At 63.2% G+C, this 15573-nt stretch carries 12 protein-coding genes and 1 riboswitch; of the genes, 7 read left to right on the top strand and 5 right to left on the bottom strand.

Annotated features, from left to right (window positions below; translation table 11 throughout):
- Nucleotides 1–161 precede the first annotated feature (161 nt).
- Together BM062_RS08050 and BM062_RS08045 are read left to right on the top strand one after the other, a co-directional pair.
- A complete protein-coding gene (locus tag BM062_RS08050; RefSeq protein ID WP_092395589.1) occupies nucleotides 162–1073 on the top strand; it encodes a LysR family transcriptional regulator in 912 nt (303 codons plus the stop codon).
- 44 nt (nucleotides 1074–1117) lie between these two features.
- A riboswitch (Fluoride riboswitch) is annotated at nucleotides 1118–1215 on the top strand.
- Between the two features lie 75 nt (nucleotides 1216–1290).
- Nucleotides 1291–2604, top strand: coding sequence for a voltage-gated chloride channel family protein (locus BM062_RS08045; RefSeq protein ID WP_092395587.1), 1314 nt, complete (start codon nucleotides 1291–1293; stop codon nucleotides 2602–2604).
- Between the two features lie 35 nt (nucleotides 2605–2639).
- Here the strand turns inward: BM062_RS08045 and BM062_RS08040 are convergent, their stop codons facing one another.
- Together BM062_RS08040 and BM062_RS08035 are read right to left on the bottom strand one after the other, a co-directional pair.
- Entirely contained in the window at nucleotides 2640–3890 is a 1251-nt protein-coding gene (locus BM062_RS08040) for an Hsp70 family protein (RefSeq protein ID WP_092395585.1), read from the bottom strand.
- Between the two features lie 117 nt (nucleotides 3891–4007).
- A complete protein-coding gene (locus BM062_RS08035) occupies nucleotides 4008–5054 on the bottom strand; it encodes a DUF2804 domain-containing protein (RefSeq protein WP_254784993.1) in 1047 nt (348 codons plus the stop codon).
- 511 nt (nucleotides 5055–5565) lie between these two features.
- On the opposite strand from BM062_RS08035, the gene BM062_RS08030 reads away from it, so the two are divergent.
- The 5 genes from BM062_RS08030 to BM062_RS08010 all read left to right on the top strand — a co-directional run bounded on the left by BM062_RS08030 (nucleotide 5566) and on the right by BM062_RS08010 (nucleotide 13050).
- The gene (locus BM062_RS08030) at nucleotides 5566–7011 is read left to right on the top strand and encodes a Wadjet anti-phage system protein JetA family protein (RefSeq protein WP_092395583.1); all 1446 of its coding nucleotides are present in this window, start codon (nucleotides 5566–5568) and stop codon (nucleotides 7009–7011) included.
- Nucleotides 6998–7738, top strand: a complete 741-nt coding sequence (locus BM062_RS08025) for a DUF4194 domain-containing protein (RefSeq protein WP_092395581.1) — start codon at nucleotides 6998–7000, stop codon at nucleotides 7736–7738. Before BM062_RS08030 ends, BM062_RS08025 begins: the two co-directional genes overlap by 14 nt.
- On the top strand, nucleotides 7735–11355 hold the full coding sequence (locus BM062_RS08020) for an ATP-binding protein (RefSeq protein WP_092395579.1): 3621 nt from the start codon (nucleotides 7735–7737) through the stop codon (nucleotides 11353–11355). Before BM062_RS08025 ends, BM062_RS08020 begins: the two co-directional genes overlap by 4 nt.
- A 69-nt stretch (nucleotides 11356–11424) precedes the next feature.
- Nucleotides 11425–11973, top strand: coding sequence for a CcdC protein domain-containing protein (locus tag BM062_RS08015; protein ID WP_092395577.1), 549 nt, complete (start codon nucleotides 11425–11427; stop codon nucleotides 11971–11973).
- Nucleotides 11974–12009: 36 nt separating this feature from the next.
- Nucleotides 12010–13050: a 5'-methylthioadenosine/S-adenosylhomocysteine nucleosidase gene (locus tag BM062_RS08010; RefSeq protein ID WP_254784992.1), complete on the top strand. Its 1041-nt coding sequence runs from the start codon at nucleotides 12010–12012 to the stop codon at nucleotides 13048–13050.
- Nucleotides 13051–13089: 39 nt separating this feature from the next.
- Here BM062_RS08010 and BM062_RS08005 read toward each other — a convergent pair whose 3' ends face one another.
- The 3 genes from BM062_RS08005 to BM062_RS07995 form a co-directional block, all read right to left on the bottom strand.
- Complete coding sequence (locus BM062_RS08005; RefSeq protein WP_092395573.1) at nucleotides 13090–13809, bottom strand: DsbC family protein; 720 nt, start codon at nucleotides 13807–13809, stop codon at nucleotides 13090–13092.
- 37 nt (nucleotides 13810–13846) lie between these two features.
- Nucleotides 13847–14374 (bottom strand): nuclear transport factor 2 family protein, encoded by a 528-nt coding sequence (locus tag BM062_RS08000; RefSeq protein ID WP_175500926.1) that lies wholly within the window; start codon nucleotides 14372–14374, stop codon nucleotides 13847–13849.
- A gap of 93 nt (nucleotides 14375–14467) precedes the next feature.
- Nucleotides 14468–15397 carry a hypothetical protein gene (locus tag BM062_RS07995; RefSeq protein WP_175500925.1) on the bottom strand — a complete coding sequence of 310 codons (930 nt, stop codon included), beginning with the start codon at nucleotides 15395–15397 and terminating at the stop codon, nucleotides 14468–14470.
- Between the last annotated feature and the right edge of the window lie 176 nt (nucleotides 15398–15573).

Below are 15573 nucleotides of genomic sequence, written 5' to 3'. Positions count from 1 at the left end.
TAAAGGGTTTCGATGTGAGTAAGCGTTTGCAAGCCGCTGTATCGAGTGATGATTGCGTATCTGGTGCAGCGGACGAAACCATCTTATGCCCCTTATTCCTGGCCGGATATTGATAATCTTGAGATAATCAATATCTAATTATTGGATATTGTTGGATCGCCATGAATATCGAACGGCTATCGCTGGATCAGTTGCGGGTGTTCGCCCAGGTGGCCGACAGCGGCAGTTTCCTGGCCGCGGCGAAGGCGCTGAAGCGGGCCCAGTCGGCAGTCAGCTATGCCATCGGCACGCTGGAAAACCAGCTTGGATTGCCCTTGTTCGACCGCAGCAGCTACCGGCCGCAACTGACGGCCGCCGGCATCGAGCTGCTGCGCGATGCGCGCCAGGTGCTGGACCAGGTCGATGCCCTGCAGGCGCGCGCGGCCGCCTATGCGCACGGGCAGGAACTGGAAATCACCCTGGCGCTCGATGTGTTTTTCCCGACCGCGGCGCTGGTGATGTTGCTGGGCGATTTTCGGCAGGCGTTTCCCGGCGTTACAGTGCGGCTGGAGATCGAAGCGCTGGGTTCGGTCGCCGAGCGCGTGCTCGACGGCGTGGCGATGCTTGGCGTGCTGGGCACCTTGCCTATCGTTCCCCCCAATCTGCTGCGCATCAGCTTGCCGACGGTGCTGCTGGTCGGTGTCGTGGCGCCGGCCCATGCGCTGGCGCAGTTCAGCGGCCGCATCCCCGGCCATGTGCTGGAGCAGCAGGTGCAGCTGGTGCTGAGCGACCGCAGCGCGCTCACCGCCAACCAGGATTTTTCGGTGCATTCCTCGCTGTCCTGGCGCATGAGCGATCTTGGCACCAAGCACGCCTTGCTGCGGGCCGGCATGGGCTGGGGCTACATGCCGCGGCACGTGGTGGCGGACGACCTGGCGAGCGGCCGGCTGGTGCTTATCCAGACTGCCGGACATCCGCCGGAGGGAGCGGCGCTGCCGATGCAATGCGTGTACCGGCCGGACCGCGAAGTCGGGCCTGCGCTTGCCTGGTGGCTGGACGCGCTGGCGAAGCTGACCAGTTTCGACCCGGCCTGAGGTGAGGCTTGCGCCGGATATCAGTGTCCGGCACAATGCTGGCGTAGTATTTCGGAGATGGCATTCCTCCCTGAACCGCCGCTTTTGACTTGAGCCTTCGCAAACTCTCCAGCCAAACGCAGCTGATGATGCCTGCAAGTTCCTGGACGGGATCTGCAGGCGTGCGCGCTTTCCTTGCCATCCAGGTTTGAGTCCTTCAAATCTCGCACCTTTATCCATGAAAAAAACAAATTATCCTGAACAGCTGCTGATGCTGGTGTATCTCGCGCGCTGGCTGGTGCTGGCGTCGGTGGTCGGCGCCCTGGCCGGCCTGGCGTCGGCAGCGCTGCTGCTATCGCTGGAGTGGGCCACGGATACCCGCAACGCGCATCGCTGGCTGTTGTGGCTGTTGCCGCTGGCGGGGTTTGCGGTCGGCCTGGCGTATCACTTGCTGGGCAAGTCGGTGGAAGGCGGCAACAACCTGCTGATCGACGAAATCCACGATCCCCGGCGCATCGTGCCGAAACGCATGGCGCCGCTGATCTTGCTGGGCACCGTGATCACCCACCTGTTCGGCGGCTCGGCCGGCCGCGAGGGAACGGCGGTGCAGATGGGCGGCGCCCTGGCCGACATGGTGACCCGCATCGGCCGGCTCGGGCCGGACGAGCGCCGTATCCTGCTGATGGCCGGCATCAGCGCCGGTTTCGCTTCGGTGTTCGGCACGCCGCTGGCCGGCGCGGTGTTCGGGCGGGAAGTGCTGGCCATCGGCCGCTTGCGCTACGACGCCATCCTGCCGTGCTTCATCGCCGCCATCGTCAGCGACCAGGTGCCGGCATTGCTCGGGGTGCACCACACCCACTATGCGATCCCTTTCGTGCCGCATTTCAGCATCGCGATCTTCGCCGCGACGCTGGCCGCCGGCATCGTGTTCGGCCTGGTCGGCATGCTGTTCGCGCAAGCGACCCACGGCTTGTCGCGCCTGGTCAAGCGCCTCATCAAGTTCCCGCCGCTGCGGCCGTTCGCCGGCGGCGTGGCCGTGCTGCTGCTGGCTTTGCTGCCGGGCACCGACAAATACCTGGGGCTGGGGATTCCGACCATCGTCGAGGCATTCGAGAAACCGCTGCCGCCGTACGACTTCGCCGGCAAGATCGTGTTCACGGTGACGACCCTGGCGTCCGGCTTCAAGGGCGGCGAGGTGACGCCGCTGTTCTATATCGGTGCGACGCTGGGCAACGCCCTGGCGCAGCTGCTGTCGATGCCGGTTCCGGTGCTGGCCGGTTTGGGATTCGTGGCGGTATTCGCCGGCGCCGCCAATACGCCGATTGCGTCGACCATCATGGCGATCGAATTGTTCGGACCGGAGATCGGCGTGCTGGCCGGCATTGCCTGCGTCGTCAGCTATCTGTTTTCCGGCCATACCGGGATTTACCACGCGCAGCGGATCGGCCACGGCAAACGCCTGGCGATCCCCGAAGGCATGCGCCTGTCGGAGCTTGCCGGCTTGCGCAAGCGCGGCGGCAAGGCGGATAAAACCGACGACAGCGCCGGCTAGCAGCCGATCATCCTAAGTCCGACAGGCTGCCAGGTTCAGCCGAACTTGCGCACCGCATCCAGCGCCAGGCCGGCGCCGATGCTGCCGAACAGGTCGCCTTCGACGGCTTTTGCCGCCGGCACCAGGGCTGCGATCTTGTGGCGCAGCAGCTGTACGCCGCTGGAGCCGCCGGTAAAGAATACCGTATCGACTTGCGCCGGCGTTACGCCGGCATCGCGCAGCAGGTTGCCCACGGTGTCTTCCACCGTGCCCACCAGGTGCGCGATGCTATCGTTGAACTGCCGGCGCGTCAGGCTCAGGGCCTGGCCGGGAGCGATACGGTCTAGGCTGAGCTGCACCGTTTCGGCGTCGGACAAGCCGATCTTGCCTTGCTCCACCTGCAGCGCCAGCCAGTGCCCGGCGCGTTGCTCCACCAGGTCCAGCAGCCGGCTGAATTTCTCGCGCTCGACCGTTTCGCGCTGCACGTCTTTCAGCTGCAGCCACGCCTTGCGGGTATAGATCTGGTTGATGGTGTGCCAGGTCGCCAGGTTGAAGTAATAGCTGGACGGCACTTCGCTGTTGTTCACCAGGCGGCTGCCCAGTCCCAGCATCGGCATCACGCTGGACAGGCTCAGGTATTTATCGAAATCGGTGCCGCCGATGTGCACGCCGCCGGTAGCCAGGATGTCGTCGCGCCGTTCGCTGTTGCCGGCGCGCTGCGGCGACAGGCGCACCAGCGAAAAGTCGGAGGTGCCGCCGCCGATGTCGGCGATCAGCACCAGTTCCTCGCGCTCTATGCTGGATTCATAGTCGAAGGCGGCGGCGATAGGTTCGTACTGGAAGGCGATGTGCTGGAAACCGACGGCGCGGGCGATTTCCGCCAGCGTATCTTCGGCGCGCTGGTCGGCGGCCGGGTTGTCGTCGACAAAAAACACCGGGCGGCCCAGCACCACGCTCTGGAAATCCTTGCCGGCAGCCTGTTCGGCGCGGGTTTTCAATTCCGCGATGAAATGGCTCAGCAGGGCGCGGAACGGCAGCGCGCGGCCGCCGACCTCGGTCTGGGCGTCGATCAGGCTGGAGCCGAGCAGGCTCTTCAGGGAGCGCATCAAACGCCCCTCGTAGCCGGCCAGGTAAGCGCTCAGCGCGGCGCGGCCGAAACTGAAGGCGTCATCCTCGGCGTTGAAGAACACCACCGAAGGCAAGGTGACCTTGCCGTCTTCCAGCGGCAGCAAGGCGCTTTGTCCGGGCCTGCTCCAGCCGACGGTGGAATTAGACGTGCCGAAATCCACGCCGCAAGCGTTTGACATGCCTCGCCTCACAAATGAAAAATTGGTCGGCAATGGTATACCAAACATATTGGCGATGCAGGGGAAATGCGGCAGGTGTTGGAAAATTGCAAATCGCTGTGTTGGTGCGGGGCAACGTCACCAGCGCGAGAAGTGTTCCTCGGTCACGCCCACCAGGTGCTCCACCGGACGCGGCGCGGCATTGCGCTCCGGCTTGACCCAGCCGCTGAAACTTCCTATCGGCTGGATATAGCGGGTGGCGGCGACCAGCAGGTTCTTGTTTTCGTGGCGCGCGCCTTCCGGCATGAACTGCAAGTCGAGCAGGCCGTCGTCGGTATAGATATGCCACGGCGCCAGCGGCGCCGCCAGGTCGTACTCGAACCGCACGTGGCCGAGCGCATGCAGCTGGCCGTCCAGCCACAGCACGTTTTCCTGCTTGCCGAAATAACCGGCCTGCAGGTTGAAGCCGATATCCAGGCCATGGGCGGAGGCCCAGCGCCACTCTGTATTGCGCGCCAGCAGGCCGTTCGAATAGTCGAAGCTGGCGACGCCGCCGTCCAGCTCATAACGCTCGTCGCCCGCGCGCACTTCGCCGGTCAGCGGCATGCCCGGCGATTTCTGGGTGGCGTGCACCGAGCCGTGCACAATCGGGCCCACTGCCAGGAACAGGGGAGCGGCCTGGCTGGCGTCGAATTGAGCCTCGAGCTCGAACTGCTCGCATTGCACGCTGAGCTGGTATTTGCCGCCATCCTCGGCGCCGGCGAGCGGCGGCTGGTAATCGATGCGGTTGCCGAAACAGTGGAAACGGCTGGCGCCGTCCGGCCGGTCGCTGACCCTGGCGCTCAGGCCAGGTATGCCGTCTTGCGAAAAACCGGCGATCTGCTTGCCCAGCTGGCGGTCGAAGACGTAGGCGAAAGCGGTATTGGTCCAGCCGACGTCGACAATCGCGATCCCGCACAACAGCCGCGGCGTCGACAGCGCCACGTATTGCCAGCGTTTGTGATGGAAGCGCCGCCACAGCTTGCCGCGCGCATAGGGCGGAGCCAGGGTCGACCAGTCGATGGTCCCGGTCTGGCCGGCATAGCGCCCCATGCATGGCTGGCCGTCGGCAGCGATGACATTGGCCGGAGCCGCGGGCAGGGACAAGGGGATCATGGGCGGCGGCGGCGCATCAGTGCGCGCCAAGCGGTGTTGCCAAGGCTGCCAGGCCGCTGGCGCCCGGTTTGCGCTGGATCGTCATGCTGGGATGGCTGGTGGGGCGGCTCGATGGCACGGTGTCTCCTGGCGGATAGGCGGGGAATGTCTGGCGGCATTCTAGTGGACTGTAACAGCCAATTCAGAAGTGCTTGTCACGTATCCGACGCGCATGGCGGCGTTGCCCATGCTCGCAATAGTCTCGCTATTGCTCCGCTGTGCGCCTTGCCCTGCACGTCGGATACGTGCCCTTCACTCCCGAATCGGCTGTTACAGTCCACTAGCAATGGATGTTACGGATGGCCCGGCTTTCTGTCCACTGTATAAAATACCGGCTCGATATAGCCGGTGCGCGCCGGCGCGACCCTTTACAATGGCGGGTTAGGCTTTAATTTACACAATTACGCCGCCGGCAATATCGCCAGGCGCCAATACCCGATATATTTTCGTTTTTGCAACGCATTTTTGTAACGCATTTCCGTAGCTAAGGCAGGCAACCCGATTGTTTTTTGAACCAGACCGACTTAATTTTTTCAGGCCGCTGGCCGGCAAGCACCGCGGCGTGGTGGTGGCTTGCGTGCGTGCGCTGTATGAGCGGCTGCACGGTCCCAGCGCCGATTATGGCCAGAACCTGACGCGCGACGGCTTGCGCGACCTGCTGCTGCCGGTGGTGCAGGAGTCGCGCCAGGTCATGCTGGCGCAGGAAGAGGCAGCGGCGGATGCAGGGCTGGCCGACGACGATCTGATTCCCGCCGGCGCCGACGACCAGCAAAGCAGCAGCGCATTGCTGCGCACCCTGCTCAGGGACGGCTGGCTGGAGACCTTCGGCGACCGCGCCGGCCTGGTCACCGCCTACCGCTTCACGCGCGCCGGCAAGCTGTTTGCCGAAGCGTTCTGGGCCATAGACCGGCGCAGCGCGCGTACCCGCCAGCGTAACGTGCGCAGCTGCCGCAATGCGCTCAACGCCGCGTTGCGCAATGTCGACGCCTACGACCTGATCGACGCCTACGACTACGCCGAAAAAGTGATCAGCGACTTGTCGGAAGGCGTCGATTATTTCCAGGAGCTGGTGCGGCGCCTGATGCTGGAAGCATCGCAAACGCCATGGGACGGTTTCATGGAATTCCTCGACCGCTTCGAAAAGGAATTCAAGAAGCAGCTCACGGCCGACAGCATCGAACGCCATCGACAAGCGATCCGCGACGTGATCGCCCGTTTGCACAGCCTGGAGCATGACAAGTCGCAGGCGCTGGAAGACCAGCTCAACGATATCGCGCGCTGGGCCAGCCAGGAACGGCAAGGGCCGTCAACGCTGGAATGGATGCTGGACCGCATCGAAGAAATGGTGGAAGCGGCTTGCACCACCAAGCATCCTGAACTGATCAAGGCCATGAGCGTCTACATGCAGCGCGCCGCCAGCATCGTGCAGCAGGCGCTGATGCTGCGCGGCGGCCAGACCCGGCAAGCCTACAGCGTGGCTATCAGCAAGACCGCCAAGCTCAGCGGCGCGGCGCAGGACGCCTTGCTGGAACGGATCGGCGCCGCCATCGCGCCGGCCGAAATCCGCCTGCTCGATCCGGCCGGCTTCAAGCTGCGCAGCGCTTCGCAGCGGCGCAAGGCGCTGACCGTGACGGCACAGCCGAAAGTGACGCGCGACGCCCGGCTGGCGGCGGCCATGTACCGCGCCGAGGCCGACGCCTTCGCCCTCTCCAACGACGACATCGTGCACCGGATCCGCGCTGAGCTGCGTTTGCGCGACCGGCCGATCCGGCTGTCGACCTTGCCGGTGGCGACCACCACCGACGTCCTCAACAACATGCAGGTGGTGGAAGCCGTGCGCGGCGCGCGCGACGGCCGGCTCACCGTGCAGAAATTGCCGAGCAAGCTCTGGAACGAGTTTTATGCCGGCGACGATTACCAGATCGAGATGAAACATGACCCTGAATGAAACACTGCACCAGCAGCTGGCGCTGCACAACCTGTCGCTGGAGCGTTTCCGCGAAATCGTCGGACGCCTGTTCGCCGCCGGCATCGTGCTGCGCGAGGAAGACGGCGTCGAGCAGCGCTTGTACGACGATGCGCGCCGCATCGAAACCTGCCTGGGCGATTATTTCCAGCTCGGCGGCTTCCGTCTTGAGCACAACCTGAAAGGCGAATTCTTTCGCCTGTATGCGCCCGGCGCCGAAGTGCCGGGTTTGCCGGAAGACGGACTGGAAGCGGTGCCCGGTTTGCGCGCCCGGCTGTCGCCGGATTTTGTCGCGGCGGCGCTGGCGCTGCGCTTCCAGTACCAGCAGGGTTTGTCGGAAGGCGGCAACCGCCTGACGGATTCCGGCGAGGTGCTGACGCGCTTCGAGGAATTGTCGGCGACCCTGCAGACGCAATTGAAGCGCGCGCTGCCGCCCACCAGCATCGAGCGCCAACGCCTGCTCAACGATCTCAAGCGCCATCGCCTGATCCGGCTGGCGCCGAATTTTTCGATGGACGATGAGGACGCCTTGCTGGCGATCCGGCCGACCATCCTCGGCATCATCAGCGACGACATGCTGGAAGCCGCGCTGGAATCGGAGCCGCTGCCGGCCGGCGCCGGCAGCGAGGCAGAACCTGTGAGCCTGCAAGTCGAAGCCGAAGCGGAAGACGAATTTACAGCGCAAGGCATAGAAGGAAACGTGGAATGAAGCTGGATAAACTGATCCTGGTTAACTGGGGCGCCCTGCGCTCGCAGGAATACCCGATGGGCAACATGACTTTGCTGACCGGCCCCACCGGCTCCGGCAAATCGACCATGCTGGACGCCTTGCAAACCGTGATGACGGCTGTCTACCAGAATATTTTCAGCTACAACCCGGGCCAGGACGAGACTACCCAGGGCGCGCGCAACGGCAAGACCAAGCGTACCCTGTGGTCTTACATCGTCGGGGCCGAGGATAACCTGTTCGCCCGTCCCAACGGCGCGCACGGCTACATCGCCGCGGTGTTCAAGCCGAGCGAGGGCGAGGAAGGGCGCGAATTCACCGCGCTGGTGGCGGCTTCCGCCCGTGTCGACGGCGCCGGCGAGCGCCGCCAGGCGGTGTCGGAACGTCTGGCGCTGCTGATCATCGACGGCGTCGCGCTGCAGCTGGGCGACCTGACGTCGACCGAGATCGACGGCGGCATGGCGGTGGTGGCGGTGGAAAAAATCGAACATCACCTGGCCGGGAAATACCGCGGCATCACCAATTTCCGCGACAGCAAGCGCGAGTACCTGTGCCAGCTGTACGGCCGCTTCCGTGGCCAGAAAACCGTCTCCTTCGCCGAAGCGGAAAGCGCGGCGCGGGCCTGGAGCCAGTCGATCGCGCACAAGCCGATCGGCAGCGTCGACGACCTGGTCAAGCACCAGATCCTGGAACTCGACACTAGCCAGCTGTCGCAGCGCATCGGCCAGATCAGCAAGCTGATGCGCCAGGTCAACGAGCTGCGCAAGGAAGGCGAACGCCTGAGCGACAACGTCAAGCGCCTGGAGCTGCTCGGCAAGGCTGTCGGCGACACGGCGCGCGCGCATCAATCCGCCAGCCAGTCGCAGCTGCTGGTGTCGTCGCTGGCCCTGCGCGAAGACCAGCGCCAGCTGGAAGCCGCTACCTCGGCCATCGAGGCATTGCAGGCGCTGATCGACGATGAAACCGAGAACGCCGACAAGCTGGAGCAGGACCGCGGCGCCAAGAACCGCAGCCTGACGCAGATCCATGCGCAGATGATGGGCATCCCGGCGGCCGAACAGAAGAGCCGGATCCAGAACCAGATCGAGCAGAACGACGGCAAGATCAAGGCCGTGTTCAGCGCGTTGCAGCACAACGCGCTGGCCGCCCAGCAGCTGGAAACCGCGGCGCGCAGCGTGGCCGGCATGCAGATTCCGCCGGAACAGAAGGAAATCGCCAACGCCGCGCGCCAGGTAGTGCTGGCGTTGTCGGCAGCCGGCACGCTGGACCTCGCGACCCACCTGCGCAGCATCGCCGAGCTGGCCAAGGCGGACGAAGTGGACGTGCTGAAATCGCTGATGCTGGTCAGCGGCTTTGAAGGCGTCGATGCCGCCTTGGGGAAACTGCACGCTGCGCTGGCCGGCACGGAACACAGTTTCGTTTCAGCCTTGCACACGCAGATTGCGCAGCTGCGGACGGCCGAGCACGACGCCTTGCGCCACGAAAAAGACGCCGCCTCGCGCAAAGCCAACCTGGCCGAAGGCGGCGCCGACTATCCGCAGCATATCCGCCATGCGCTCAAGGAGTTCCGCTCCGAGCTGGGCGCGGCGCGGGCGCAGGTATTGTGCGACCTGGTGGAGCCTCTGTCGACAGAGTGGCAAGCAGCGATCGAAGGGTATCTCGGCGGCGCCCGTTTCAACCTGGTGGTGGACCAGGCGTGGGAGGGCAAGGCCATCGATTTCGTGCGGCAGAAGAAACTGCGCGCCAATGTGATCCAGGGCAGCTTCTGCCTGAAAAACCTGAAAATCGAAAGAACCCCGAGCGACTCGATCGTGCACGAACTGAGCACCGAGCATCCGATTGCCCATGCCTATCTGCACGACCAGTTCGGCCAGGTGGTCAAGGTAGCCGACACCGAAGCCTTGCGCCATACTTCGCGCGGCCTGACCAGGGACGGCAAGGGCAGCGGCTCGCGCACCATGTTCACCGCCGATACCGACCTGCTGGTGTTCGGCCAGGAAGCCAAGCGCCTCGCCAAGCAGCGCGCCGAACAAGAGCATGCGCACGCAGAGCAGGAGCTGACCCGGATACGCGCCCAGCTGCGCGAGCTGCAGGGCGCACTGGCCTTGATGGGGCAACTCCAGTGTCCGTCGTTTGCCGCGATCGACGAACTGGAAAACCTGGTGCGCGAGCTCGACGCTGCACGCCAGGACCTGGGCCGGCTTGACCTGACCCAGGTCAGCAAGCTGGAAGACGAAGCGGAAGCCCTGGGCATTGAAATCGCCGCCCTGGAAGCGCGTAAGACCGCTTGCAGCAAGAATATCGGCGGCCATGAAAAGGCCATACAGGGCCACCAGGCCGCGCTGACGCGCCTGCATTTCGGCCTCGGGGCCAAGCAGGCGCGGGTCGACGGCGACACCGAAAAACTGCGCGACCTGTGCATCGTCAACGGCAGCCTGTCTTTCACCGCGCTGACGGACGAAGTGGCGGCGTGGGTAAACGACGGCAGCTATTCGCAATCGCAAGCCGCCGCCGGCGTCGCCAAACAGACCGCACTCAGCTGGCAGCTGTACGGCGACGCCCGCAACGCCCTGGGCGAATACCACGCCCATGCGCGCATTGACGAACGGTTTGAAACGGCGCAGGGCGACGATTTGCGCGATGGCGATTTCACGCCGCTGTACGCGCTGATGGTGACCTTGCAGGAACGTACCCGAGCCCAGCTGACGCGGCAGAAAGATATCGGCCTGATCAAGAACCTGGAGCAGCTACGCACGGCCGAAGCGTCGTTCAACGATGTATTCACCAAGCAGTTCTGCTACGAAATCCGCAATGCGGTCGATACCGGCGTGCGCACCTTGAAGACGCTCAACACCGAACTCGACAAGCTCAAGTTCGGCACCGATAAATTCCGCATCGACTGGTCGGAATGGATACCGGAATTCAAGGCTTACTATGATTTCTTTTGCGCCACCTCGGAAATGTCGGATACGCAGGAAGCCGGCAACTTATTTGCCGATCCTGTCCTGAGCGCGGAAAACTGCCAGGTGCGCGATCGCCTGGTGCAATTGCTGCTGTCGGACGACGAAGACAAGGCGGTCAAGGAACTGCAGCGGGTTGCCGATTACCGCAACTACCGCCGCTATGAAATCTACAAGGAATCCGATACCGGTTCGCATGTGCGTTTGTCGGAATGGGGCACCGGTTCCGGCGGCCAGCTGGAAACGCCGGCTTACATCATCCACGCGGCCGTCGTCACCAACCGCCTCAAGCGTTTCGAGAAGGGCGCCAGCCTGCACCTGCTGGTCAACGACGAATCGTTCGCCAAGATGGATGAAGGGCGCGCGCGCGATGTCTTGAAATTCTTGCGCGACAACCTTGGCATGCAACTGATCTGCGCCATGCCGACCAAGCACGCCGGCGCGATCAAGCCGGAATTCTCGCGCGAATGGAGCTTCAGCCGCACCGTGGCGGACGGCAACGGCGAAGTCGGGTTTGTCTCGGAGTCGGACGAACGCGAACTGCGCTCGGACAAGCTGCGCGAACTGTGGGAACTGCGGCGGGCCCAGGTGCGGGAGCAGGCGCAGATCAATTTCGAGGCAGCCGAGCAGGCTGCGTGAACAGAGGGTAATTGCCCTGACATTAAACTGGGTTAGACTGGCGCGATCAGCCGCATTGGGGAGAAATCCATGGCAATTCCCGTTCATCCTTCCTTGTTTGTGTCGCTCGGCATCGCCGCGCTGGTGGTCTGGCGTCTGTATTCGCGGATCCGGCGCATGGTCGGCAGGCAGAAACTGTCGGCCGTGAGGCCGTGGATCACCATTTGCCTGTTTACCTGGCTGATGGGCATGCTGTCGCTGGCGTCCCTGGCGCATCCGGACCATCTGGCGGCAGTCGCCGGCGGCATTGCCCTGGGCATCGGGCTGGGTGTTTATGGCCACCGCCTCACGCAATTCGAACAAACGCCGGCCGGCCTATTCTATACGCCCAGCGCCCATCTGGGCATTGCGCTGTCGTTGCTGTTCGCCGGCCGCATCGTCTATCGCCTGGCCCAGTTCTACCTGGCGCCGGGACCGCAGGTCTGGACCCCGGGCCAGTTTTCCGGCAGTCCGCTGACCTTGCTGATCTTCGGCATCCTGGCGGCTTACTATGTCACCTACGCGATCGGCCTGCTGCTCTGGCGCCATGGCCTCAAGCCGGGCGCTGGCGTGCCGCTTTCGGGACCGGAAAATACCTGAACCACCAACCCTTTTTACCCAATGAAAGGAAAGCCCTTGCCCGCCCATGCCCCTGTATTGAAAATGCTGCGCCAGGCAGCTTGCGCCTTGCTGGCCGGCGCTGCCTTGATGGCCACCGCCGGCGCGGCGCCGCCGGCAAAGAGCCATTGCCTGAGCGAATGCAAGCCGCGCATCGGCATCGTTTCGGCGTTCGGCGCCGAAGCCGATATCCTGCTGGAACAGACGCAGAAGAAGCGTGACTGGAAGATCAACGGCAATCGCTTCACCACCGGCGAACTGCGCGGCAACCAGGTGGTGATCGTGCTGAGCGGCGTCAGCGTGGTGAACGCCACCATGGTGACGCAGCTGATGATGGATCATTTCCATATCGAGCGCTTGCTGATGAGCGGCATCGCCGGCGGCGTCAATCCGGCCAGCCATGTCGGCGACGTTACCGTGCCGGAGAGCTGGGCGATGCCGATGGAAGTCTACTGGAACGGCGACGGCAGCTTGCCTTCGCCTTGCGGCGCGGCGGGCGATGTCAGCTGCCTGGGTGTCAAGCTGGCGGCCGACAACGGCAAGCCGCGCCCGGATTTCAAGTTCGATACGCCCAATGGCCCGGTCAGCAGCGGCCTGTTCATGCGCGACAATTTCGTCATGAATGCAAGCAATGCGCCGCAAGGAGAATTCCGTTTCGAGTTCCAGGCCGATCCCGAGATGCTGGCGCTGGCCCGTACCTTGAAGCCAGGGCTGGCGAAATGCGGACCGAAGAATCCATCCCTGTGCGTCAGCGTCCAGCCGGAGTTGCGAGTTGGCGGGCGTGGTGTTTCCGGCAGCGCTTTCCTGGCCAATCCCGGCTACCGGGCCTATCTGTTCGATAACCTGCAGGCGCAGGTGGTGGATATGGAAACCGGTGCTTTTGCCCAGGTGGCGTATGCCAACCGTGTGCCTTTCATTGCGTTCCGCAGCTTGTCGGACCTGGCGGGCGGCAATGATTTCAAGGATGTCGGCGCCTTCTTCGGCAGCGGCCTGGCGGAGACCAACGAGGCAAATGTCACGCTGGCCTTCCTGGAAGCCTGGAGCCGCCGCCGGCGCTGACCGGCGCCAGCCTGCGGCGTTTGCGGCAGGCTGCCCAGGCTACTTCATGGAAGCCAGTTTCTGTTCCAGGGCCTTGGCGTCAAGCGCGCTGCCGGTGCGGCTGCCATCCGAAAAATACACCGTGGGCGTGCCGACGATACGCAGCTTCTTGCCCAGCGCCAGCACTTTGTCGTTTGGCGTCGGGCAGGCGGCCGCGGCCGCTGCTGCGGCTTTGCCGTTTGCCATCCAGTCGTTCCACGCCTTGCTGCGGTCTGCCGAGCACCAGATATCGTGCGACTTCACCACCGAATCGTCGGACAGGATATTGAGCAGGAAAGTATAGATCGTCACATTGTCGATTCCCTGCAAGGTCTTGTGCAGGTTCTTGCAGTAAGGGCAGTTCGGATCCTCGAATATCGCCAGCACCCGTTTGCCGTTGCCTTTGACAGTCTTGACCGCGGCGTCGAGCGGCAGGTCGGCGAAATTGATCGCTGCGAGCTGGTCCACCCTTTCTTTGGTCAGGTCCTTGTAGGTGCGGGTATCGATGACTTTGCCGACCACGATGTAGTCGGCGTTTTCATCAGTGTAGAAGATATCGCCGTTGGTGCGCACTTCATACAGGCCGGCATAAGGCGTCTTGGTGATCGAATCGACCTTGATGCCGACGCCCATGCGCGGCTCGATCAGTTGCTTGATGCGGGCTTCCTGCGCGGTTTCGGCGGCGGCGCCGGCGGCCGCCAGGGCGAGCAGCAAGGGCAAGGTATTCTTGAAGCGGATCATGGCGTTTCCATTGCTAAGAAAGAGACAGGGTTCAGTGTCAGATTTTTTTCTTGGCGTCGATGCCGGACAGGTCTGCCCCCGGCACTTTCTTGTGCTGCGCGTCGGCCGGCGCCGCGTAGCGGGCCGCCAGTTTCCAGTCGCCGTCGACCTGTTTCCAGGTATCGACGACAAATATGTTCTTTGCCAGCGGGCTGGCGGCGGGAACATCCAGCGACCACAGGAAGCTGACGATCATCAGATTGCCGTATTCATGCACTGCCATCTGTTGCACCTGCGACGCAAACGGCGCCTGCTTCAGGGCGCTGGCGATCCATTCCGCGCGCGGCGTCGGCCGGGCGGGAGCGGCAGCGGTGCGCAGTTCATAATCGTCGGCAAGGCGTTTATCGATAACGCCGCTGTTGCGCTGCTGGACAGCGTCATTCAATTCGTTTTCCAACGTGCTGAAAATCTGCACCGTGCGGGTGACGGTCGGTATGGTTCTCTGGAGCGGAGCGGCGGCTTGCTGTGCGAAGCCGGATAGCGGGTTTGCCAGCAGCAGCGCCAGCAGGAGAGGAAATTTTTTCATGGCATGGACTCGGGCGATTGAATCGGAAAGAGCATCAGCTGAAGCTCCGCCGCAGAGCGCTCCGCGGCGGAATTCCATGTTACATCACGGCCATCACGGATAGTGCTGGGCGCAAGCCTGGCTTGGCAGCAGTGTCCAGTTCTGCTGGATCAGGTACTTCATGGTGCCGAAGGTCTGGTTGTAGGCAGAACCGTTGGCGGCGGTCGACGTGGCGCCGAAATTCCATGCGCATTTGTCGCCGTTTTCCATGCCGTTGGACAGCGCATACCAGGCGTTGCCGTCCGGATCGGTGGTTGTTTCTTCAAGCTCATGCGAAATGATGCTGGCCATCGCATCGGCGCCGGGGGTGTTGTTCGGGCTTGGCGTATTGGCGCCGCACGAGCTTGCGCACTGGGTTTCAGGATTGCCGATGAAGGCGTACTTGATATCCTGGCCGTTGATCGTGGCGTTGGTGTGCCAGCCGCAATACTGGGTGCAGAAGCCCGAGGTGGCGGTGGTGTTCTTGTCGGTCAGCACGAAGTAGACGCCGTTCGCATCCAGCGGCAGCGCGCCGGAATTGATCTTGTTGGCGACGATGGTTTCGATGTTGGCGTCGGACAGCTTGGTGCCGAGCGAGCCGCTGTCGGTAGTGGTGCCGGCATAGTTGACGACGTTTTGCACATGCGTGCCGGCCTTATTGGTGTACGTGGTGTTGATGTTGAAGTATGGAGAACCGCCGATGTGGTTGCCGAGATTGGTCAATACATTCTGCGAGGCGGTATCCCAGGTGCCGTACCAGATGTAATAGACGTTCTTTGGCGCGGTCATCACCGGACCGCCCTGGTTGGTCAGGTTGGCGGTGCGCTGGGCTCTCAGGGTTGCCGCCTTTTGCGCATGGGTCTGCGCGTCCAGGTCCAGCTCGCCCCAGCCCTTGCCGGTTGGCTTGTAGACTGAGTCGTCGGATCCCTTGACAGCGCCTGCAAGCGCAACGCTGGCGTAAGCACAAGACAAAGCCAGCACGACTAATTTGCGATTCAATTTCATTGCATCTCTCCATAGTTGATGTGAATTGACATAGCCGGACGTCCGATCGGGAGCGTCCGGATACCGCATCTGCAGCGAGATTGCGTCCCGCTGCAGGTCGACGCGCAGGCGTGCCGCCACCTGCCATGGCGGAACGACGGCTGCGTCTAAGACAACCCGGGCGTGCAGAGCGCCAG

The organism is Collimonas sp. OK412, assembly GCF_900112135.1.
In the GTDB taxonomy this organism is placed as follows: domain Bacteria; phylum Pseudomonadota; class Gammaproteobacteria; order Burkholderiales; family Burkholderiaceae_D; genus Collimonas; species Collimonas rhizosphaerae.
Note: the sequence above shows the minus strand (reverse complement) of the source record. Positions and strands in the feature narration are given on the sequence as shown.